20 protein-coding genes are annotated in these 20,552 nt (G+C 66.2%); 8 read left to right on the forward strand and 12 right to left on the reverse strand.

Annotated elements, in window-relative coordinates; all coding sequences use genetic code 11:
• Positions 1–119: 119 nt before the first annotated feature.
• Positions 120–1,136 carry a DUF3011 domain-containing protein gene (locus VFG17_RS05840; protein WP_325028524.1) on the reverse strand — a complete coding sequence of 339 codons (1,017 nt, stop codon included), beginning with the start codon at positions 1,134–1,136 and terminating at the stop codon, positions 120–122.
• 216 nt (positions 1,137–1,352) lie between these two features.
• Between VFG17_RS05840 and murA the strand changes: the two genes are divergently transcribed.
• Positions 1,353–2,639 carry a UDP-N-acetylglucosamine 1-carboxyvinyltransferase gene (murA, locus tag VFG17_RS05845; RefSeq protein WP_325028525.1) on the forward strand — a complete coding sequence of 429 codons (1,287 nt, stop codon included), beginning with the start codon at positions 1,353–1,355 and terminating at the stop codon, positions 2,637–2,639.
• On the opposite strand, the gene VFG17_RS05850 is transcribed toward murA, so the two are convergent.
• The 6 genes from VFG17_RS05850 to VFG17_RS05875 form a co-directional block, all read right to left on the reverse strand.
• Positions 2,626–3,894 (reverse strand): alpha/beta hydrolase, encoded by a 1,269-nt coding sequence (locus VFG17_RS05850; RefSeq protein ID WP_325028526.1) that lies wholly within the window; start codon positions 3,892–3,894, stop codon positions 2,626–2,628. The genes murA and VFG17_RS05850 overlap by 14 nt on opposite strands.
• A 37-nt stretch (positions 3,895–3,931) precedes the next feature.
• Positions 3,932–4,891 carry a DMT family transporter gene (locus VFG17_RS05855; RefSeq protein ID WP_325028527.1) on the reverse strand — a complete coding sequence of 320 codons (960 nt, stop codon included), beginning with the start codon at positions 4,889–4,891 and terminating at the stop codon, positions 3,932–3,934.
• Positions 4,892–4,901: 10 nt separating this feature from the next.
• Positions 4,902–5,912, reverse strand: a complete 1,011-nt coding sequence (locus VFG17_RS05860) for a threonine aldolase family protein (protein WP_325028528.1) — start codon at positions 5,910–5,912, stop codon at positions 4,902–4,904.
• 40 nt (positions 5,913–5,952) lie between these two features.
• Positions 5,953–6,708 (reverse strand): hypothetical protein, encoded by a 756-nt coding sequence (locus tag VFG17_RS05865; RefSeq protein WP_325028529.1) that lies wholly within the window; start codon positions 6,706–6,708, stop codon positions 5,953–5,955.
• 62 nt (positions 6,709–6,770) lie between these two features.
• The gene (locus VFG17_RS05870) at positions 6,771–7,250 is read right to left on the reverse strand and encodes a hypothetical protein (protein ID WP_325028530.1); all 480 of its coding nucleotides are present in this window, start codon (positions 7,248–7,250) and stop codon (positions 6,771–6,773) included.
• 42 nt (positions 7,251–7,292) lie between these two features.
• The gene (locus VFG17_RS05875) at positions 7,293–8,510 is read right to left on the reverse strand and encodes an argininosuccinate synthase (RefSeq protein WP_325028531.1); all 1,218 of its coding nucleotides are present in this window, start codon (positions 8,508–8,510) and stop codon (positions 7,293–7,295) included.
• Positions 8,511–8,625: 115 nt separating this feature from the next.
• On the opposite strand from VFG17_RS05875, the gene VFG17_RS05880 reads away from it, so the two are divergent.
• On the forward strand, positions 8,626–9,063 hold the full coding sequence (locus VFG17_RS05880) for a DUF1801 domain-containing protein (RefSeq protein WP_325028532.1): 438 nt from the start codon (positions 8,626–8,628) through the stop codon (positions 9,061–9,063).
• Here the strand turns inward: VFG17_RS05880 and VFG17_RS05885 are convergent.
• Genes VFG17_RS05885 through VFG17_RS05900 form a run of 4 tightly spaced genes read right to left on the reverse strand, consistent with a single transcriptional unit; the run spans position 9,051 to position 13,697 of the window.
• On the reverse strand, positions 9,051–10,289 hold the full coding sequence (locus tag VFG17_RS05885; protein ID WP_325028533.1) for a cyclopropane-fatty-acyl-phospholipid synthase family protein: 1,239 nt from the start codon (positions 10,287–10,289) through the stop codon (positions 9,051–9,053). The two genes, VFG17_RS05880 and VFG17_RS05885, sit on opposite strands and share 13 nt — an antisense overlap.
• Positions 10,290–10,329: 40 nt before the next feature.
• Positions 10,330–11,109: a molybdopterin-dependent oxidoreductase gene (locus VFG17_RS05890; protein ID WP_325028534.1), complete on the reverse strand. Its 780-nt coding sequence runs from the start codon at positions 11,107–11,109 to the stop codon at positions 10,330–10,332.
• Positions 11,106–11,954 carry a cytochrome b/b6 domain-containing protein gene (locus tag VFG17_RS05895; RefSeq protein WP_325028535.1) on the reverse strand — a complete coding sequence of 283 codons (849 nt, stop codon included), beginning with the start codon at positions 11,952–11,954 and terminating at the stop codon, positions 11,106–11,108. The genes VFG17_RS05890 and VFG17_RS05895 overlap by 4 nt, the downstream gene beginning before the upstream one ends.
• Before the next feature lie 30 nt (positions 11,955–11,984).
• The gene (locus VFG17_RS05900) at positions 11,985–13,697 is read right to left on the reverse strand and encodes a class I adenylate-forming enzyme family protein (protein WP_325028536.1); all 1,713 of its coding nucleotides are present in this window, start codon (positions 13,695–13,697) and stop codon (positions 11,985–11,987) included.
• Between the two features lie 77 nt (positions 13,698–13,774).
• Between VFG17_RS05900 and lgt the strand changes: the two genes are divergently transcribed.
• The 6 genes from lgt (at position 13,775) to VFG17_RS05930 (ending at position 19,766) form a co-directional block, all read left to right on the forward strand.
• A complete protein-coding gene (gene lgt, locus VFG17_RS05905) occupies positions 13,775–14,650 on the forward strand; it encodes a prolipoprotein diacylglyceryl transferase (RefSeq protein WP_414712933.1) in 876 nt (291 codons plus the stop codon).
• Positions 14,637–15,713 carry a class I SAM-dependent methyltransferase gene (locus tag VFG17_RS05910; RefSeq protein WP_325028537.1) on the forward strand — a complete coding sequence of 359 codons (1,077 nt, stop codon included), beginning with the start codon at positions 14,637–14,639 and terminating at the stop codon, positions 15,711–15,713. Before lgt ends, VFG17_RS05910 begins: the two co-directional genes overlap by 14 nt.
• Positions 15,710–16,228: a GNAT family N-acetyltransferase gene (locus tag VFG17_RS05915; protein ID WP_037555513.1), complete on the forward strand. Its 519-nt coding sequence runs from the start codon at positions 15,710–15,712 to the stop codon at positions 16,226–16,228. The genes VFG17_RS05910 and VFG17_RS05915 overlap by 4 nt, the downstream gene beginning before the upstream one ends.
• Positions 16,225–16,992 (forward strand): peptidoglycan editing factor PgeF, encoded by a 768-nt coding sequence (gene pgeF, locus VFG17_RS05920; RefSeq protein WP_325028538.1) that lies wholly within the window; start codon positions 16,225–16,227, stop codon positions 16,990–16,992. The genes VFG17_RS05915 and pgeF overlap by 4 nt, the downstream gene beginning before the upstream one ends.
• 7 nt (positions 16,993–16,999) lie before the next feature.
• Positions 17,000–18,406 (forward strand): DASS family sodium-coupled anion symporter, encoded by a 1,407-nt coding sequence (locus VFG17_RS05925; protein WP_325028539.1) that lies wholly within the window; start codon positions 17,000–17,002, stop codon positions 18,404–18,406.
• Between the two features lie 67 nt (positions 18,407–18,473).
• A complete protein-coding gene (locus tag VFG17_RS05930) occupies positions 18,474–19,766 on the forward strand; it encodes a cystathionine gamma-synthase family protein (protein WP_325028540.1) in 1,293 nt (430 codons plus the stop codon).
• On the opposite strand, the gene VFG17_RS05935 is transcribed toward VFG17_RS05930, so the two are convergent.
• Positions 19,763–20,488 (reverse strand): HAD-IB family hydrolase, encoded by a 726-nt coding sequence (locus tag VFG17_RS05935; RefSeq protein ID WP_325028541.1) that lies wholly within the window; start codon positions 20,486–20,488, stop codon positions 19,763–19,765. The genes VFG17_RS05930 and VFG17_RS05935 overlap by 4 nt on opposite strands.
• Positions 20,489–20,552: the final 64 nt, after the last annotated feature.

Below are 20,552 nucleotides of genomic sequence, written 5' to 3' on the forward strand. Positions count from 1 at the left end.
GCCCCCGCGAAGGCGGGGGCCGGTGGATGACCTACACAGCCGCGCGGCGTAAATCGACAGCGGCCCCCGCCTTCGCGGGGGCGACGGCGGTGGGCAACGTCCGCTTACCGGCGCGCGACCTAACTGAAGTCGAGCTGGATGATCTGCGTCGGCGTCGCGCGGCAATACATTTCGAGCGTGCGCGTGCCGTCGGGATAGGTCGCGGTCATCGCCGCGCGGATGCGCCAGCCGCCATTGCCCTGTTCGAGGTTGACCAGCCGGTCGAACGACAGCCGCGTGCCGCCGGTCACCCCGATCTGGCGCGCCGCATCGTTCATGCAATTCTGCACCGACGGCCGCGCCGCGCTCGGCAGCGACGAGAGATTGGCGCTCAGCGTCGCCGGAGGGCCCGCCGGATAGGTCGGCGTGGTCGTGCCGTCCTGCACCGGCTGGCCGGCTTCGGCCTTCTTCTTCTTGCTCTGGCTCGCGAGCAGGGCGAGCAGCCCGCCCGCGACGACGATGCCGCCGATGATGAGGCCGGTGCTCGGCCCCTTGTCCTTGTCCTTTTCGGGCGGCCGGAGGTTGCGATAGCCATAGCCGAAGTCGGCGCGGCATCCGTTGTTCACCCAGACATAGGTCGAGGTATAGCCCCATTGCCGCCCCGCGTTGCAGCGACCGCCGATCCGGCGCACCAGTTCGACGCGGTCGTTCGTCGCAACATTGCACTGCTGGTAGCGGTTGCTGCGCGACTCGCAGCGGATCGTCCCCGCATAATCGTCGACCGGCTGCGGCAACGGCACCGGATTGCCGCCATCATTGGCATAGCCATAGCGGAATTCGGCGCGGCATCCGCCCGACACCCAAATCTGCGTCGCGGTGAAGCCCCAGTCGCGCCCTTTCGAACAGCGCCCGCCGATGACGCGCGCCAATTCGACACGATTGTCCGTGCGGACATTGCAGCGCTTGAGCTTGTTATTTCGCGATTCGCAGCGGATCGTTCCGGCAAAGCCATCGCCATAGCCGGGACGCGGCGGCTGTACCTGCGGGCCACCCGGCGGCGGATAGGGCAAGGTCGTGGCCTGCGGCATCGCGGGCACGGCAAGTTGGCTGGCAATCAAGGTGGCCGTAGTCACGACCGTGACGACATTATTCCGCATGACCTTCTCCCCTGTGAAAAGTCGTTTTACGTAAACACTGCGATTGTCGAGGCCCGATATGGGCACGAATAGTTTCATATTTTCACCGGGAAAGCCACGACGAAAGCCATTCGCCCATACGGCAACTTAACCATCATCGCGGCGCGCTCCGCCGGCCGCCATCGCCGGCATGGCCAGTCCGCTTGCGCGGCCCCGCGCATGCGCTAAAGACAGCCGATGGATCAGATCGTCATTCGCGGCGGCCAGCGACTCAAGGGCCGTATCCCCATCTCCGGTGCCAAGAATGCGGCGCTCACCCTGCTGCCCTGCGCGCTGCTCACCGATGAGCCACTGACGCTCAGGAATCTGCCGCGGCTCGCCGACGTCGACGGCTTCGGCCACCTCTTGAACCAGCTCGGCTGCTCGACGACGATCGAGGGATCGCGGCCCGAGGATTTCGGCCGCGTGATGACCGCGCGCACGACAACGCTGACCTCGACCGTCGCGCCCTATGACATCGTGCGCAAGATGCGCGCGTCGATCCTCGTGCTCGGCCCGTTGCTCGCGCGCGCGGGCGAAGCGACGGTGTCGCTCCCCGGCGGCTGCGCGATCGGCAACCGTCCGATCGACCTCCATCTGAAAGCCCTCGAAGCCTTCGGCGCAGAGATCGAGCTCGCCTCGGGCTATGTGAAGGCGAGCGCGCCCGGCGGCGGGCGCCTTCCCGGCGGCAAGTTCACCTTCCCCGTCGTGTCGGTCGGCGCGACCGAAAATGCCGTCATGGCGGCGGTACTCGCCAAGGGCACCTGCGTGCTCGAAAATGCGGCGCGCGAGCCCGAGATCGTCGACCTGTGCAATTGCCTCGTCGCGATGGGCGCGCATATCGACGGCATCGGCACCGAAACGCTGACGATCGAGGGCGTCGACCGCCTGCACGGCGCGACCTATCGCGTCATGGCCGACCGCATCGAAGCGGGAAGCTATGCCTGCGCCGCCGTGATTACCGAGGGCGATGTCGAGCTCGTCGGCGCCAAGGCGTCCGAAATGGACGCGACGCTCGCGGCGCTGCGCGAAGCGGGCGCGACGGTCGAGGAGACCAAGGCCGGCATCCGCGTCGCCATGTCGGGCCGCGCCGAACCCGTCACGCTGTCGACCGCGCCCTATCCGGGTTTCGCGACCGACATGCAGGCGCAGTTCATGGCGATGGCGACGCTGGGCAAGGGCGCATCGCTGTTCACCGAGACGATCTTCGAAAACCGCTATATGCACGTCCCCGAACTGGCGCGCATGGGCTGCGACATCCAGGTCAAGGGCCGCACCGCGATCGTCCGCGGGGTCGAGCATCTGGTCGGCGCGCCGGTGATGGCGACCGACCTGCGCGCGTCGATGAGCCTGATCATCGCCGGCCTCGCCGCCGAGGGGCAGACCGAGGTCAACCGCGTCTATCACCTCGATCGCGGTTACGAGCGGCTCGAGGAAAAGCTTCAGGCCGTCGGCGCCGACATCGAACGGATCAGCGCGGGGTAAGTCGTTCCACGCGGCCATAGGCGCCGTGCGTATCGCCCTTGATCCAATCGCCGAGCAATTTGAGATAGCCGTCGGTGATGCGCGTTATGCTGCGCGAGCCGTCGGCGGCGGTCGTGAACTCGAACATGCCGTGGTCGGTATCGGGGAAGAGGTAGACGTCGAACGGCTTGCCCGCCTCCGCCAGCTTTAGCAGCGCGGCGCGGGTCGTTTCGATCGGCGCCTCGCGGTCCTCTCCCGCGAGCACCCACAGCAAGGGCGTATCGAGCTTCCGGAGCGCCGCGACCGCGTCATAGTCCCAGATCAGCTCGACATTGTCGAAACGCGCGCGCCCGAGGCGTTTCAATTCGTCGTTCGTCATGCGCGCGATCGCGCCGCTATATTCGCCGTTGATCGCCGCTGCCCAAGGCTGAGCGGCCATCTCGCGCCGCACCGCATCGAGCACTTCATAGCCCTGCGTGAAGTTCGTCAGCACCAGCTTCGACGTCGCCGCCGACAGCCGGTTGACCAGTGCCTCGGCGTCCTTACCCAGTCCCTCCGCGCGCACCTCGGACACCATCTGCTCGCGGTCCTCCTCGATCGGCGAGGCGACGAGGCCGAAGCCGACCGCGACGAAATCGGCCTTGGTTCGCGTCGCGGCGAGCGGGGCGACCCAGCCGCCCTGGCTACCACCGAAGAAACCCGCGCGGCCGTGGCGGCCCGCCGTCATCCCGCGCGCGGTGTCGAGCGCCTTCGCGGCATCGGCGGCGAGCAATTCGAAATTCTGCGTATATTCGCCCTCCGATCCGCCGGTGCCGCGCTTGTCGTATACGAACACCGAAATTCCCTGCGCCGCCATCGCATAGCCATAGATGCCGCCGATCGGCGACGAACGTTCGGACCCGTGCACCATCACCACGAGCGGGCGCTGCGCATTCTGGCCCGACGGCTCGATGAGCATGCCGTTCATCTTCGTGCCCACGCTGTCGAAGCTCGCGGGCGTCTCGCGAAAGGCGATCGGCTTCCAAACTTCGCCATCCACGCTGACGTCGGCGGCACCGCAAGCCAGCGGCACGTCCGCATCGGATGTCGCGCCGCGCCGCCCGTCGCGAAACTGATAGCGCAGCGCGGGCGCCGCAACCGCGGGCGACTTCGCCAGCACGACGAAATCGCCGTCGGGGGCGGCATAGGTGGCGGGCTGGCAAGGCGTTTGAGCCGATGCGGGGGTGACCGAAACGGCGGCGGAAAGAAAAGCGATTCCAGCGATTACGGATTTCATGGCACCGTCTTAGCGACATAGGACACAGGCGGCAATGCTACTCCTGCGCGTCGACCGGCACCGACACCATATTGCCGCTGACCGAGGGCCGCTCGGGCCGCTTGGCGACCGCGATCACCAGCCCGACAAGCGCGACGACGCCGCCCGCGACCGACAGCGTCGCCCAGCGATAGCCCTCGAACGCGGTCGAAAAGCCCATGGCGATGATCGGGATCAGCACGCTCGACCAGGCCGCCTGCCCCGGCCCGACCGCACGAATGACGTTGAAATAAAGCGGAAAGGTCACCGCGCTCGCGATGATGCCGAGATAAAGCACGCCGCCCAGATAGACGGGGGTGGGCTCGATCACCGGCGGGCCGGTGGTGATCCACGCGTAGCTTCCGTCGGCGAGCGCGCCGAATGCCATCGCCCAGGCGATCATCACGACCATCGACTGCGCGCGCGCGATGCCCGTCCCCTGCATGACATTCGCGGTCGACGCGCTCATCACGCCCGCGAGCGTCAGCGCGGTTCCGAGCAGGACCTCGCCCGCCCCCACCGCCGCGGCGCGATACTCGTGCAGGATCATCATCCCGACGCCGACGATCGCGATGCCCGCCCCGGCGAGGAAGCGTCCTTCGAGCGGCGTCTTCAGAAAGGCCCGCCCGAGCAAGGTATTGGGCACGATCAGCAGCGCGAACAGCACCGCGACGAGCCCCGAGGTGATATGCTGCTCGGCGCGGTAGACGAAGTTGAAATTGAGCGCGAACTGCGCGATCCCGAGCACCGCCGCAAAGACCATCGCGCGCGGCTCGATCCACATCCGCTCGCGCCGCATCGCGGCAAACAGGAACATCGCGATCGCCGCGACCGCGAAACGATAGGTCACCGACCAGCTCGGCGGCACGACGCCGAGTTGCCCCTTGATGACGATCCAGGTCGACCCCCAGATCAGGGTGACCAGCGCGAAGGGAAGCAGGACGCGCGGGCTGAGCAGCGTCGGCTGCTCGCTGCTCATGGCTCGCAGCTCATAGCGCGCCGATCGCCGCCGCCAGCGGCGCCACGGCCTCGGCATCCTGATCCCAACTGACGACGAGGCGCGCGGCGCCTTCGCCCCAGTCGTAGAAGTCGAACCCGGCGCCGCGCAGCTTCGTCGCCTCTTCCGCACTCAGCCGGACGAACAATTCGTTCGCCTCGACCGGATACATCAGCCGGCCGCCGCACGCCGCCGCGAGCTTCGCCGCGCCGGCATTGGCGGCGCGCGCGTTGGCGAGCCACAGATCGTCCTTCAGCATCGCGCGAATCTGTGCCGCGACGAAGCGCCCCTTGCTGAGCAGATGGCCGCCGCGCTTTTTGAGCTCGCGCACCCCGGCACCGCCGCTGCCGCCGAAAAAGACGATCGCCTCGGCCATCATCGCGCCATTCTTGGTGAAGCCGAAGGACAGCGCATCGACCCCGACGCGCCACGTAACATCGGCGGGAGCGCAGCCCAGAAAGGCGACGGCGTTGGCGAAGCGCGCGCCGTCCATGTGCAGCTTCAGCCCCTTGCCCTTCGCGATCTCGCTGATCTCGCCGATCTCTTCGGCGCGCCACGCGAGGCCATATTCGGTCGCGTTGGTGATGCTGACCGCCGCGGGCTGGACCTGATGCACATCCTGCCGGATTCCCGCGATCCGCGCCTTCAGCGCCGCGGCGTCGATCTTGGCCCCGCGCCCCGGCAGCGTCATCAGCTTCGCGCCCCCCGAATAAAAGGTGGGCGCGCCGCATTCGTCGACCTCGATATGCGCCTCTTCGTAGCAAAGAATGCCCTGCCACGGCCGCACGAAATGCGCGAGGATGATGCTGTTCGCGGCGGTGCCGGTGGGGATCCAGACGACCTCGCACTCGGTTTCGAACAGCTCGGAAAAAGCCGCGTCGAGCGACTGGCTGAGCGCGTCGCCATCATAGGCCGTATCGACCTGATTGGCGGCAGCCATCGCCTCCATCACCGCCGGATGGACGGTCGCGGCATTGTCGGAAAAAAATCGGGTCGCAGTCATGCCCCGCGCCTTAGCGCGGCGCGAGCCGCTTGCTAAGCCTTCATTTCTGCTGCGCTTCTCCGGACGGCTCCGCCGGATCTTCGGACGCCGATCCGCGCGAAAGGCTGGCTCCACCCGCCACGCCAAGACCGCCGGCCATTCCCATGCCCATGCCGCCTCCCCCGCCGCCGCCACGCCCCCCTCCGCCGCCGCGCGCCTCGCCGCCGCGACCGCCGCCCTTTCCCCCGCTGCTCGCCGGCCGCGTCGGTCCCTGGACCGGAATGGTGACATCGGCGGGAACCGGATCGAGATCGAGCGCCTTGCGGATGAAATCGCGCAGTTCGACGACAAGGTCGTGGACATGCACCGGCCGTCCTTCGGCCAGTTCCTGCGCCGCGCGGCTCGCGAGGCGGACCTGCGCTTCGGTGCCGAGCAGGATGATATCGGACAACGCGCCTTCGACCGCGTCGCGAATACGGCGCGGTCGGTCCGATTCGCCGGGCCCACTCTCTTCGGTCGCGGGCTCATCGGACAGGTCGATCGCGGGCTCCCCCTTCGCCTCGCTCGCCTGGCGTTTGATATCGCGCAGGTGGCGCGGATCGACCATCAGATTTCCGGTAAAGGAACCGCCGAGCGTCTTATACGCCGCCATCAACGTGCGCAGCCGCTCGTTGATCTGGCGGTTCATCCGTTCGCGGCGCTGCTGGATCGTCATCATCACCATGAGCCGGATACCGACGCCGATCAGCGTGACGAGCGCGAGTCCGACCAGCGTCGCCCCGATGCTTTGCCACGACGAAAAATCGAAGAACCGCATGGCGGCAATAGTGCCGTCCTTCGCGGCGCGGCGCTACCCGAAAATCGGGCGCCTTTACGGGATCAGATGCCGAGAGCGTCGGCGCAGTCGAACACCGAAGCGAGCTTTTCGCGAAAGCCCGAAACGTCCGATCCCACATCGACGAGCACGGCATCGCCGATCGCGCCCGCATCGAGCCTCTCGTGGAGCGCGATCGACAGCGAATCCTCGGTGAACAGGTCGCCGACGAAGCGATTATGCGCCACGAAACCCAACCGCTCCGGCGTCGATTCGATCACCACCGCACGCCACGCGGGGCCATAGCTCGCCTTCGCCCACAGCTGGGTGCCGACGGGAAGCGTGCGCGTCGGCTTGCCGGCCACCACCGCGACATTGATCATCGTGCGATCGGCATCGTTGAAGGCCTGGCGGATCTCGATCGAGCCGCCGCCGAAATTCGCGGTGCACTCGCCCGCGGCGCGCTCCACATACCCTAGGTCGGCATAGGAGGCGTCGTTGAACGCGGGTGTCAGGCTGGCCGCCGCCAGCAAAAGGGAGAACATCGATCAAGGCTCCTGTCGCAACCGGGTCGGTGCCCGGCCGCTTTATTGACCCTGTTTCGCGAGCAATTTCAAGCGCAAGGCATTGAGCTTGATAAAGCCCGCCGCATCCTTCTGATCATAGGCGCCGGCATCGTCCTCGAAGGTCACGTGGCGTTCGCTGTAGAGGCTGAACGGCGACTTGCGGCCGACGACGCTCGCATTGCCCTTGTAGAGCTTGAGCCGCACGGTGCCGGTGACGTTCGTCTGACTGTGGTCGATCGCGGCCTGCAGCATCTCGCGCTCGGGCGCGAACCAGAAGCCGTTGTAGATGAGCTCGGCATATTTCGGCATCAGCTCGTCCTTGAGATGCGCCGCGCCGCGGTCGAGCGTGATGCTTTCGATGCCACGATGCGCGCGCGCATAGATTTCGCCGCCCGGTGTCTCGTACATGCCGCGCGACTTCATGCCGACGAAGCGGTTCTCGACCAGGTCGAGGCGGCCGATGCCATGCTTGCGGCCAAGGTCGTTCAAGGCCGCGAGCAGCGTCGCGGGCGACATCGCCTGCCCATTGAGCGCGACGCCGTCGCCCTTTTCGAAATCGATCGTGATATATTCGGGCGTGTCGGGCGCATCCTCGGGATTGACCGTGCGCGAATAGACATAGTCCGGGGTCTCTTCCCACGGATCCTCGAGCACCTTACCCTCGGACGAGGTGTGGAGGAGGTTCGCGTCGGTCGAGAAGGGGCTTTCGCCGCGCTTGTCCTTGGGCACGGGAATCTGGTTCTTTTCGGCGAAGTCGATCAGCGCGGTGCGGCTGGTCAGGTCCCATTCGCGCCACGGCGCGATCACCTTGATGTCGGGGTTGAGCGCATAGGCGCTGAGTTCGAACCGCACCTGGTCGTTGCCCTTGCCCGTCGCGCCGTGCGCCACCGCATCGGCACCCGTTTCCTTGGCGATTTCGATGAGACGCTTCGAAATCAGCGGTCGGGCGATAGAGGTGCCGAGCAGGTAATCGCCCTCGTAGCGCGCATTGGCACGCATCATCGGGAAGACGAAATCACGGACGAATTCTTCGCGGACGTCATCGATATAGATATGCTCTGGCTTCACGCCCATCAGCTCGGCCTTGGCGCGCGCGGGCTCGATCTCTTCGCCCTGCCCCAGGTCGGCGGTGAAGGTCACGACCTCGCAGCCGTAAGTCACCTGCAGCCACTTCAGGATGACGCTGGTATCGAGGCCGCCCGAATAGGCGAGGACGACGCGCTTGAAGGACTCGGACATGATGCACCTTTGGCGAGAGAAAGACGCGGGCGCGGCTAGCAGGGAGCCGGCGAACGCGCAACCGGCTTGGCGCTCCGCCGCGCGCAGGCTATCGTCGGCGCCCGGGAGAAACGCCATGGCCAAAGCCGAAATCAAGACCAAGGCGACCGATGTGTCGGTCGCCGATTTCATCGCCGCCGTGCCCGACGCCAGACGCCGCGAGGAAGCCGTCATCGTCGATGCGATGCACCGCCGCGTCACCGGCCAGCCGCCCAAGATGTGGGGTCCGTCGATCATCGGCTATGGCAGCTACGACTATGTCTATGACAGCGGCCGGTCGGGAACGATGTGCCGCGCCGGTTTCTCACCCCGCAAGGCCGCGATGACGCTCTATCTGATGGGCCATTATTGCGATCGCCAGCCCGAGGCCGACGCGCTGCTCGCCCGGCTCGGCAAGCACAAGACGGGCAAATCCTGCCTCTACATCAACAAGCTCGCCGATGTGGATCTCGATGTGCTCGAACAGCTCGTCACGCTGAGCTGGGACGTCATGAACGAGCGCTATCCGACATAGCCTAGCTCCGCATCGCCCATATAATCGCGGGTCAGCGGCAGCGCGTGGCGGCTGCGCGCGAACTGGATCTGATAATTGCCCATCCCGCCGCTCTCGAACGCCGAGGTCGCACCGGCGAGGTAGAAGGTCCACATGCGGAAGAAGCGGTCCCCCATTAGGGCGACGATCTCGTCCTCGTGCGCGAGCGTCCGGGCATACCATTGGCGAAGCGTCAGCGCATAATGCAGCCGTAGCGTCTCGATGTCGGTCGCGATCAGCCGGCTCTTTTCGCTCGCCGCCAGCGTCTCGCTCAATGCCGGGATATAGCCGCCGGGGAAGATATATTTGCGGGTGAAGGCATCGGTCGATCCCGGCCCTCCGAAACGCCCGATCGTGTGGAGCAGCATCACTCCGTCGGCGGTCATCAAATTGGCGGCGGCGCGAAAGAAGGTTGCGAAATTGGGCGCACCGACATGCTCGAACATGCCGACCGATACGATGCGATCGAACCGCCCCGCCTCGCGCGCGGCGAGGTCTCGATAGTCGATCAACTCGAATTTGACACGATCGGCGACGTCAGCCGCTTCGGCGCGCTGGCGGGCGAGCGCGAGTTGCTCCTCCGACAGGGTGATCCCCAGCACCTCGACCTGCTCGAGCTTCGCGAGCGTGATCGCCATCCCGCCCCAGCCGCAGCCGATGTCGAGCACCCGCTGCCCCGGCGCGAGCGCGAGCTTCGCCGCGATATGCGCCTTTTTCGCGGCCTGCGCTTCTTCCAGCGTCATGTCCGGCCGCGGCCAATAGGCGCAGCTATATTGCATGTCCTTGTCGAGGAAGAGGCGGTAAAGCTCGTTTCCGATGTCGTAATGATGTTTGACGTTGGCACGCGACCGGCGCCGGCGGTTGATCGATCCGATCCGCGTCTTTGCCCATGCGGCGCGGCGGCCGAGCCAGTTCTTGGGGTGGAGCCTCGCGCCGCGATCCCACGGCGTGTTCATGCGGATCAGGCCGACGAATTCCATGATGTCCCCCTCGACCAGTTCCATCTCGCCATCCATGAACGCTTCGGCCGCACCAAGGCGCGGGTCGAGGAGGATGCGGCGCATTCCCTTGCGGCTGGTGAAGCGGATCGTGACGTTGGGAAAGCCATCGGCCGGCTGGCCATATTCCTCGCGCGCGCCACCGGGCGTGACGACGGTAAGCCGCCCCTGGCGAATGATCCGGGAGAGAAACGGACGCAGAATCGACATATGTTATGCGCCGAATATTTGCACCGCGACGGGGCCGAGGTCAAATTCCGGCATACCATTCATAATCCACGCGATCCTCCCAATAACCGCCCTTGCCCGCGCCGATCTGGTCGAGACTCGCGACCGCTTCGATCGCGTTGATATATTTGGCGTGCTTATAGCCCAGCTGGCGCTCGATGCGCAGGCGCAGCGGGGCGCCGTTGGCGATCGGCAGCACGGCGTCATTGAGCGCCCAGGCGAGGATCGTCTGCGGATGGCGCGCGTCGATCATGTCGCAGCTTTCATAATAGAGCGCGTCGCCGATCCGGTCGGCGCAGCGGAATACGATATAGCGCGCGCTGTCCCGCACCCCCGCCGCTTCGAGAATCCGGCGGAGCTCAACGCCGGTCCATTGCCCGATCGCGCTCCACCCCTCGACGCAGTCATGGCGCGTGATCTGCGTGCGCTGCGGCATCGCGCGAATGTCGACCATCGACAGCGACAGCGGGCGCGCGACGAGGCCAGAGACCTTGACGCGCCAGTCGACGAAGCCGTTCGCGGCATGCGCGGCATAATCCGCCCCGGCGGGGAGGCGCGTGCCGTTGGGCCGGAAAAAGGGCGACAGGTCGGCGCGGGTGAATTCGCGCGCGAGCGCGTCGCGGTCGATCAGCGCGCGCTGGCTCGCGCGGTTCATCTCCTCGCCCATCGACAGGATCTTGCGCACCGCGGGCGCGTCGTTGATCGCGTCGCAGCCCGCGAGCAGCGGCAGCGTCCCCGCCGCGACGACCAGCCCGCCGGCGCGGGCGATCAACTGGCGGCGCGGGATGATGATGTCGCTCACGCGCGCCCGTCCTTCTCCGGCGGCAGGCGGAACCAGCCGGTGACCATCGACCGAATCTCGTTCAGCTGCCCGGCGAGCAGCACCATCGCGATATGCACGATAAAAAAGGCCACGAGCGCCCAGGCGGCGATGAAGTGGATCGAGCGCGCCGACTGGCGCCCGCCGAAAATGTCGAGCAGCCACGGCCAGGCCGCGTTCATGCCCGGCGACATGGTGAGCCCGGTCGCGATCATCAGCGGCAGCGCGACGAAGATGACCCCGATATAGCTGAGCTTCTGCAGGATGCCGTAGCGCGCCGCAGCTTCGCCCTTCGGAAAACGCAGCCGCGCATGCTCCTTCACATCGTGCCAGATATGGCGCGGCGACCATTCGGCGCGGCGGACGTGCAAATCCTTGCGCAAATGTCCGCCGAACAGCGTCCAAAGCATATAGAGCGCGAGCCCGACCGACAGCAGCCACGCGAAAAGCAGATGCCAGCGCCGCCCGTCGGCGAGGCTGTAGTTCGTCGGAATCGTCGCCCAGCCCGGAAAGGCCCAGGTCTTGGTCGCCCCTTGCGCGTCGGTCCATCGGCCGAGCACGCCGGTCGTGTCGATCTTCCAGTCGCCGACCCGCAGATAGCCCGTGTCCGTCGTCGAGCCGATCACCAGCCACGCCCGATCGAAATTGGCGCCATATTCGCCCCAATAGAGGCGCGGATGCGCATTGAAGATCATCAGCCCGCTCATCAGCAGGACGAGCAGCGTGACAGCATTGACCCAATGCCAGATGCGCGTCGGCAGCCGGTGGCGATAGACGCGCACCGGCTCCGGCTTTTCGGGAGCGACGGGAGTTTCAGCCTCGGCCATGGTCCCGGTTCGCTCCTGTCCTTCAATTGGTTACGCGACGACCTCCGCCGCATATTCCTCGCGATAATGGTTGCGCAAGCTGACCTTGTCGATCTTTTCGCTGCCGAGCTTGGGCAGCGCGTCGTTCGACATCCAGATCTTGCACGGCACCTTGTAAGGCGCGAGGCGCGCGCCGAGGAAGGCGGCCAGATCGTCGGCGCTCACGACGCTGCCCGGCTTCATCCACACCACCGCGCCGACGCATTCGCCGAGCCGCTCGTCGGGAAGCCCGAACACCGCGCATTCATTCGCCTCCGGATGTTCGTAGATCGCCGCCTCGACTTCCTGGCAGCTGATATTCTCGCCGCCGCGGATGATGATGTCCTTCTTGCGATCAACGATGAACAGATAGCCGTCCTCGTCGAGATAGCCGAGGTCGCCCGAACGGAAATAACCATTGTCGAAAAAGGCCGCCTTCGTCGCCGTCTCATTGTTCCAATAGCCCTCGAAATTGCAGACCGACCGGATGCACACCTCGCCGACGCCGCCCTGCGCCACCGGCTCGCCATTGTCGTCGAGGATCGCAAGATCGACGAGCGGCTTCGACGCGGGGCCTGTCGACAGCGGCTTGTCGACATAATTCTCGTTGATGATGCCGCAGCCGACCGCATTGGTTTCGGTCAGGCCGTAACCGAGCAACGGCTTCGCTTCCCCCATCTCCGACGCAAGGCGCCGCACATGTTCGGGCGGACGCGGCGCGCCGCCGCCGGCGTAGCTCTTGCACGTCGACAAATCGTAATTCTTGCGGTTCGGGCTGACGAGAATTTCATAGCTCATCAGCGGAACGCCGACGAAATAATTGACCTTCTCGTCCTGGATGAGCCGCATCGCCTCGTCCGCATTCCACTTGGGCATCAGGACCAGCTTGCGCCCGATCGCGATGCTCTGGAGGAACACCGGAATTTCCGCGGTGACGTGGAACAGCGGGGTGCAGATCAGCGTCGCGGGCTGGATGTCCGACATCAGCCCGTCCTGCGTGAGCAGATGCACGATGCTCGCGGTTTGCGTCACATAGTTGAAGATCGCCTGCACCACCGCATGATGGCGCGAATAGGCGCCTTTCGACTGGCCGGTCGAACCCGAAGTGAAGAGGATTGTCGCAAGATCGTCACCGGTGAGAGCGGGCAAGGCTGTCCCGGCGCTACCGCCCGCGCTCGTGAGCGGGGCGATCGCTTCGTCGATCGGCTTTGAAAGATCGAGCGTGATGACCTTGGCGCCATGGCTGACGCCCGGCTCGGCGAGCCGCGCCGCGCGCTGGACGTCGGCGATGACCAGCTTCGCTTCGGCATCCTCGATCCCCGCGGCGAGCTCGCCGCCCTGCCACCAGCCGTTGAGCAGCGTCGCGCAGCCGCCCGCCATCAACACGCCGAGGTAGGAGACGCACCAGGCATTGGCGTTGCGCATCGCGATACCGACGCGGTCGCCCCGCTCGACGCCATGCCCTTCGACGAGCGCCACGGCGACCTCGCGCGCGGCGGCATAGACCTGTTTGAAGCTCAGCCGTTCGTCGCCCTCGACCAGAAAGGTCGCGTCGCCATGCTGCGCACAAAAAAAGGCGACATAGTCGGCCAGATTCGTCGGCGCATTGGTGATGACGGGCAGCTCGCGGCCAAAGCGTTCGACGGACCCGACCTGGATCGGCCCGCCCGGGCCGGTGATCAGATTGTAAGCGGCTTCCAGGCGCAAATCGAGCGCAGATGGCATCTTCTATCTCTCCTCTTGGTCTCGCTCGCCTTACCCCTTATGGGGAGGCCTCTCCTGGGGAAGGACAGCGCGACAATATGTTTCTTTTTGCAACCTTAGCCGAAGCAACGCAATATGTGAACTTCGACGAGCTGATGGGACCGAACAGCGAGATCGCGTTCAGCGTTTTCGGGCTTCCCATCCGCTGGTATGCGCTCGCCTATCTCGCTGGCATTTTCGTCGGTTACTGGTATCTGTTGAAGCTGATCGCGCAGCCCGGCGCGCCGATGGCGCGGCGTCACGCCGACGACATGATCTTCTATGCGATGCTCGGGATCATCCTCGGCGGCCGGCTCGGCTATGTGCTCTTTTACAACCTCGGCAATTATCTCCAGAAGCCGCTCGAAATCTTCAAATTGTGGGACGGCGGCATGTCGCTCCACGGCGGGGTGATCGGCGTGTTGGTCGCGATCTGGTATGTGACGAAGAAGGAAAAGCTCAGCTTCCTGCGCTTTTGCGACTATATCGCCTGCGTCGTCCCCTTTGGCCTCCTCTTCGGCCGCCTCGCCAACTTCGTGAACGGCGAATTGTGGGGCCGCGCGACGACCGTGCCGTGGGCGATCATCTTTCCGGGCAGCGGGACGATGGACCCGCGCCACCCGAGCCAGCTTTACGAAGCCGGCCTCGAAGGGATCGTGATGATGGCCGTCCTCGCCTTTTTCTTCTGGCGCACCGATGCGCGCTACAAGCCGGGTTTCCTGTTCGGCATGGCAGCGATCATCTATGGCCTCAGCCGGTTCGCGGTCGAGTTCGTGCGCGAGCCCGACGTCCAACTCGGCACCTTGTCTTGGGGGCTGACGATGGGGCAGACGCTCACCATCCCGATGCTGCTGATCGGTTTCTGGCTCGTGGCGACCGCGAAGGGGCGCCGTCAGCGCGTCGAACCGGTCGCCGGACCCGATGCCGTTGCGTGACGGCCCTCCCAGCCCCGACCAGCTGATAAGCGACATCGCGGCGGCGCGGTCGACGACGATCGCCGACTATATGGCGGCCGCGAACGCGCATTATTATGCGACGCGCGATCCGCTCGGCGTCGCCGGAGACTTCACCACCGCGCCCGAGATCAGCCAGATGTTCGGCGAGATGGTCGGCATCTGGATCGCCGACCTGTGGTCGCGCGCGGGCAGCCCGGCGTTCCGCTATGCCGAACTCGGCCCGGGGCGCGGGACGCTTGCCGCCGATGCGCTGCGCGCGATGGCCCGCTTCGGATGCACGCCGCAAGGCGTCCATCTCGTCGAGACGAGCCCGGCGCTGCGCGCCGCGCAGTCGGCGCGCTTGCCCACGGCGATGCACCACGACGACATCGCCGACCTGCCGGGCGAAGACGCGATCGTCATCGTCGCCAACGAATTTTTCGACGCGCTGCCGGTGCATCAATATGTCCGCACCACCGATGGCTGGCGCGAGCGCATGGTCGAACGCGTGGATGGCAAGTTGACGGCGGTGCCCGGTGCCGCCCCCGCCGACGAGCATGTCCCGGTGGCCCTGCGCGGCCATGGCGAAGGCGACATCGTCGAAACCGCCCCGGCATCGGCGGCGATCATGCAGGGCTGCGCCTTTCGGCTCGCCCGTCACGGCGGCGCGATGCTGGTGATCGACTATGGCTATCAGGGCCCCGCCGCGGGCGACACGTTGCAGGCGGTGAAGGCGCATCGATTCGCCGATCCCTTCGCCGATCCCGGCGAAGTGGACCTCACCACCCATGTCGATTTCACGCCGCTCGCGCACGCGGCGCGGCGCGGCGGAGTCGTGGTGACCGGCCCGGTCGGCCAGGGCCCATGGCTGCAGGCGATGGGCATCGACGCGCGGTCGCGGGCGCTCGCGAGCGCGGCACCCGGCCGCGCCGACGAGCTGAGGGCGCAGCGCGACCGGCTTGTCGAGCCGCAAGCGATGGGCGAATTGTTCAAGGTCATGGCCGCCACCGCCCCCGGCTGGCCGCGACCCCAAGGTTTCGGGGCGATCGAGGAACCGGCATGACGACCATCACCCTGGCCCGCGACGAGGACGTCGGCGAGCTGACGCTGTTCGCGAGCACGGCCTTCACCCACACCTTCGGGCATATCTACGACCCCGCCGACCTTGCGGCCTTCCTCGCGGGCTGGAACCCACCCGAACGCATCCGCGACCAGATCGCCGATCCCGGCTGGGCGATTGCCCTGGCCCATGACGACGCGGGCGCGATCGCCGGCTTCATCAAAATGGGCCCGATCGATTTCGACCTCCCCGAAGGCCAGCCGGGCGAAGATGCGACCGAACTCCACCAGCTCTATGTCGGAGAAGCCGCGAAAGGCACCGGCATCGCGGTGGCGCTGATGGACTGGGGCATCGAATGGGCGCGCGCGCGCGCGTCGATCCTCTATCTTTCGGTCTTCACCGAAAATCCGCGCGCGCAGGCCTTTTACCGTCGCTACGGCTTTGTCGACGTCGGCCGCAACGCCTTTCGCGTCGGCAATCATGTCGACGAGGACCGCATCTTCAGGCTTGACCTGTGACCGCGCCCTTCGTCGCCGCGCCCATGCTGGACGGCATCGCGCACGGTTTCTTCGGTCGCCGCGGCGGCGTGTCGAGCGGTGATCTCGCCTCGCTCAACTGCGGACTCGGGTCGGGCGACGATCCGGCGCTGATCGCCGCGAACCGTCGGCGCGTGGCCGACGCCGTGCTGCCCGATGCGACGCTCACCGGCCTCTATCAGGTCCACGGCAATCGCTGCGCGATCGTCGATGCGAGCAGCGACCTCGCCGCGCGGCCCGAAGCCGACGCTTATGCGACACGCACGCCCGGCATCCTGCTCGGCATCCTGACCGCAGACTGCGTCCCCGTGCTCCTCGCAGACCGCGAAGCAGGCGTCGTCGGCGCGGCACACGCGGGCTGGAAAGGCGCGCTCGCCGGGGTCACCGACAGGGCGCTGGACGCGATGGAAAGCCTCGGTGCCAACCGCGCCCATATCGCCGCCGCGATCGGCCCCTGCATCGGCCGCGCCTCCTACGAGGTCGACGATGGCTTCGTGCAGTGTTTCATCGCCGACGATCCCGCGAACGAACGCTTCTTCGCCGCCGGCAAGCCCGGCCACGCGATGTTCGACATCGCCGCTTATGTCGCGGCGCGGCTCGCCGCGGCGGGCGTCACGCGAATTGCCATCGGCGGGCAGGACACCTATGCCGAGGCCCAGGATTATTTCAGCTATCGCCGCGCGTGCCATAAAGGGGAGAACACCTATGGCCGCCAGCTATCGGTGATCGGACTGGCGGGAGGATAAGGGGTCGATGACGCGCACGCGCTGGCTGGGATTGATCGGCGGGCTCGTCGTCTTTGGCATCATGCTTCTGCTCCCGGCCCCCGCCGGAATGGAAATCACCGCCTGGCGCGTCGCGGCACTGACCGTGCTGATGGCGATCTGGTGGATGACCGAGGCGCTGCCGCTCACCGTCACCGCGCTCCTCCCCTTCCTCACCGTGCCCGCCTTCGGCGTGATGGACGCCAATGCCATCGCGAAGGAATATTATTCGCCGATCCTGTTCCTGATCCTCGGCGGCGCCTTCCTCGCGCTCGCGATCGAGCGCGTCGGGCTGCACCGGCGCCTCGCGCTCGCGCTGCTCAAGCGCGCTTCGCCGACGGCATCAGGCCTCCTCTTCGCCTTCATGGCGGCGACTGCGCTGCTCAGCATGTTCATCTCGAACACCTCGACGACGCTGATCATGATCCCGATCGCGCTCGCGGTCGTGCGCGCGGGCGGCGTGCAAGACGGCGAGACCGACGGCTTTGCTGGCGCGGTGATGATGGGTATCGCCTTTGCCGCCTCGCTCGGCGGGCTCGGCACACTCGTCGGCAGCCCGACCAACGCGATCGCCGCGGGGCTGATCGAAAAGGCGCTCGACCTGCGCATCTCCTTCCTCGACTGGGCAATCTATGGCGTGCCGATCGTATTGCTGTCGGTCCCGATCGCGATGTGGACCCTGGCGCGCGTCCAGCGGCTCGCCGAGCATCCCTTCGACGGCACCGCCGCGGCGACCGCGCTCGGCAATCAGGCGATCTGGTCGACCGCCGAACGCCGCGTCGTCCCGATCTTCCTTCTCGTCCTCGTCGCATGGATCGCGCAGCCCTGGCTCGAACCGATGCTCCCCGACGGCGCGCTCACCGACGGCACGATCGCCGTCGCGGGCAGCCTGCTGCTCTTCATCCTTCCCGACGGCACCGGCCGGCCCTTGCTGCTCTGGAAAGAGGCCGACCGCGCGCCGTGGGGTGTCATCATGATGTTCGGCGGCGGGCTCGCGCTCGCCGCCGCGATCACCGCGAGCGGCCTCGCCGCCTGGCTCGGCGCGGTGCTCGCGCCGCTCGGCAGCGTCCCGACGATCCTGCTCGCGGCGGCAATCGTCGCACTAACGATCCTTGTCACCGAATTTGCCAGCAATGTCGCAACCGCGAGCGGCATCATGCCCGTGCTCGCGGCGCTGATCGCCGCGACGGGCGTGGATCCGATCCTGCTCGCGCTGCCGGTCGCGATGGCGGCGAGCTGGGGCTTCATGCTGCCGTCGGGCACCGGCCCCAATGCGCTCGCCTGGGCGACCGGCCATATCGCGCTGCCGCGCATATTGAAGGCTGGGCTTGCACTCGACATCATCGGCGTTCCGCTGCTGATCGGGGTGATCTGGGCCATCGCCATGATTGGATGACCCGCGCAATATAGTTTCAAACGAAACTTGGCGCGCTATAAGGGCTGCCAGATTCAAGGAGCATTCCATGGCCATGCGCGGCAAACCCAAGACGAACAGCAAGAAGATCGGCGACAAGGAGCTGAACCCCGCAACGTTGATGATGGGGCTCGGCTATGATCCGATGCTGTCCGAAGGGTCGCTGAAGCCGCCGATCTTCCTGACCTCGACCTTCGCGTTCGAAAGCGCCGCGGCGGGCAAACGCTTCTTCGAGCATATCACCGGCAAGCGCGAAGGGCCGGCCGACGGCCTCGTCTATTCGCGCTTCAACGGCCCCAATCAGGAAATCCTCGAGGACCGCCTCGCGGTGTGGGACGGCGCCGACGACAGCCTCGTCTTTTCGAGCGGCATGTCGGCGATTGCCACCCTGCTCCTCGCGCTCGTCGGCCAGAATGACGTGATCGTCCATTCGGGCCCGCTCTATGCCGCGACCGAAACGCTGATCGCGCGCATCCTGTCGCGCTTCGGCGTCAGCTTCGTCGACTTTCCCGCCGGCGCGACGCGCGACGAAATCGACGCGATCCTCGCCCGCGCGCAGGCACTCGCCGACGAAAAGGGCGGCAAGGTCGCGCTCGTCTATCTCGAAAGCCCGGCGAACCCGACCAACGCGCTCGTCGATGTCGAGGCGGTCCGCGCCGCGCGAGACGCTGCCTTCCCCGGCGAGGCGAAGCCCGCGATCGCGATCGACAACACCTTCCTCGGCCCACTGTGGCAGAAGCCGCTGAAACAAGGGGCCGAACTCGTCGTCTACAGCCTCACCAAATATGCCGGCGGCCATTCGGATCTCGTCGCGGGCGGGGTGTCGGGCGACCAGCGGCTGCTCAACATCATCCGCCCGATGCGCAACACGATCGGCACGATCTGCGATCCCAACACCGCCTGGATGTTGCTCCGCAGCCTCGAAACGCTCGAACTCAGGATGAGCCGCGCGGGCGAAAATGCGCTGAAGGTCTGTGCCTATCTTCGCGATCATCCAAAAGTCGAGGGCCTCGGCTATCTGGGCTTCATTACCGATCCGCGCCAGAAGGATATCTTCGACCGCCATTGCACCGGCGCGGGATCGACTTTCTCGCTCTTCATCAAGGGCGGCGAGGCCGAAAGCTTCCGCTTCCTCGACGCGCTCAAGATCGCCAAGCTCGCGGTCAGCCTCGGCGGCACCGAAACGCTCGCGAGCCACCCTGCGGCGATGACGCACCTGTCGGTCCCCGACGAGCGCAAGAAGGCGCTCGGCATCACCGACAATCTGGTGCGCGTGTCGATCGGGATCGAGGATGCCGACGACCTGATCGCCGACTTCGCGCAGGCGCTCGACGCGGTTTAACGACCGCGCTTTGCGCGCCAGTCGACCACCTGCCAGCCCATTTTCGGCGCGAGCTGCTTGAGCCCGCGCGACGGCGTCGTGGCGACCGCCTCGTCGGCGAAATACAGCATCGGATGGTCCGAGACATGATCCGAATAGGCGCGCACATGCGCCGCCTCGCGCGTGATGTCGTTCGCGGCGAGCCAGTCGGAAATGCGCGCGAATTTGGCGTCGCCATAGCAATTGTCGCCGGCGAGCCGCGCGTGAATATGGTCGGCGCCGTCAGGCTCGTCGAGCCGTGTCGCGAGCACGTCGTCGATCCCCAGCCGCCGCGCGATCGCATCGACATAGAGGTGGAAGGACGCCGTCGCGAGCAGCAGCCGGTATCCCGCCTCGCGGTCGGCCGCGAGCTGGTCGAGCGCGGCGGGGTGCAATCCCCTCGCCACCACCTTGTCGGCATAGCTTTCGGCGAGCGGCGCGATCTCGGCGCGGCGAAAACGCTTTCCCACCAGCAGCCGCAGGTTGATCGCCTTCAGCCGCGACCGGTCGATCAGCCGCAGCGACCAGGCCGCACCCGCCAGCCCGACGAGCGGCAGGAGCAAGAGCCGCCATTGCTGCCGCCGCCGTGCAACATGGATGAGGAACCCGCTGTAAGTCCCTGAACGCGTTATCGTCCGGTCCATGTCGTATACGGCGACGCGATGCGCATAATCGGGAATGGCGGTGACAAGCGGATCGTCCATTCCCGTTCCTTAATCGGGCGACGCGGCACCGCCAAGGCTTGGCGAACACACCATGGATTCGCTT

This window comes from Sphingopyxis sp., assembly GCF_035686825.1.
In the GTDB taxonomy this organism is placed as follows: domain Bacteria; phylum Pseudomonadota; class Alphaproteobacteria; order Sphingomonadales; family Sphingomonadaceae; genus Sphingopyxis.

Coding starts and splice junctions, on each gene's coding strand:
- murA (WP_325028525.1), top strand. CDS start 1,353: ATGGATCAGATCGTCATTCGCGGCGGCCAGCGACTCAAGGGCCGTATC.
- VFG17_RS05870 (WP_325028530.1), bottom strand. CDS start 7,250: ATGTTCTCCCTTTTGCTGGCGGCGGCCAGCCTGACACCCGCGTTCAAC.
- VFG17_RS05900 (WP_325028536.1), bottom strand. CDS start 13,697: ATGCCATCTGCGCTCGATTTGCGCCTGGAAGCCGCTTACAATCTGATC.
- VFG17_RS05885 (WP_325028533.1), bottom strand. CDS start 10,289: ATGTCGATTCTGCGTCCGTTTCTCTCCCGGATCATTCGCCAGGGGCGG.
- VFG17_RS05925 (WP_325028539.1), top strand. CDS start 17,000: ATGACGCGCACGCGCTGGCTGGGATTGATCGGCGGGCTCGTCGTCTTT.
- VFG17_RS05930 (WP_325028540.1), top strand. CDS start 18,474: ATGGCCATGCGCGGCAAACCCAAGACGAACAGCAAGAAGATCGGCGAC.
- VFG17_RS05850 (WP_325028526.1), bottom strand. CDS start 3,894: ATGAAATCCGTAATCGCTGGAATCGCTTTTCTTTCCGCCGCCGTTTCG.
- VFG17_RS05865 (WP_325028529.1), bottom strand. CDS start 6,708: ATGCGGTTCTTCGATTTTTCGTCGTGGCAAAGCATCGGGGCGACGCTG.
- VFG17_RS05935 (WP_325028541.1), bottom strand. CDS start 20,488: ATGGACGATCCGCTTGTCACCGCCATTCCCGATTATGCGCATCGCGTC.
- VFG17_RS05855 (WP_325028527.1), bottom strand. CDS start 4,891: ATGAGCAGCGAGCAGCCGACGCTGCTCAGCCCGCGCGTCCTGCTTCCC.
- VFG17_RS05915 (WP_037555513.1), top strand. CDS start 15,710: ATGACGACCATCACCCTGGCCCGCGACGAGGACGTCGGCGAGCTGACG.
- VFG17_RS05875 (WP_325028531.1), bottom strand. CDS start 8,510: ATGTCCGAGTCCTTCAAGCGCGTCGTCCTCGCCTATTCGGGCGGCCTC.
- VFG17_RS05895 (WP_325028535.1), bottom strand. CDS start 11,954: ATGGCCGAGGCTGAAACTCCCGTCGCTCCCGAAAAGCCGGAGCCGGTG.
- VFG17_RS05860 (WP_325028528.1), bottom strand. CDS start 5,912: ATGACTGCGACCCGATTTTTTTCCGACAATGCCGCGACCGTCCATCCG.
- VFG17_RS05840 (WP_325028524.1), bottom strand. CDS start 1,136: ATGCGGAATAATGTCGTCACGGTCGTGACTACGGCCACCTTGATTGCC.
- lgt (WP_414712933.1), top strand. CDS start 13,775: ATGTTTCTTTTTGCAACCTTAGCCGAAGCAACGCAATATGTGAACTTC.
- VFG17_RS05880 (WP_325028532.1), top strand. CDS start 8,626: ATGGCCAAAGCCGAAATCAAGACCAAGGCGACCGATGTGTCGGTCGCC.
- VFG17_RS05910 (WP_325028537.1), top strand. CDS start 14,637: ATGCCGTTGCGTGACGGCCCTCCCAGCCCCGACCAGCTGATAAGCGAC.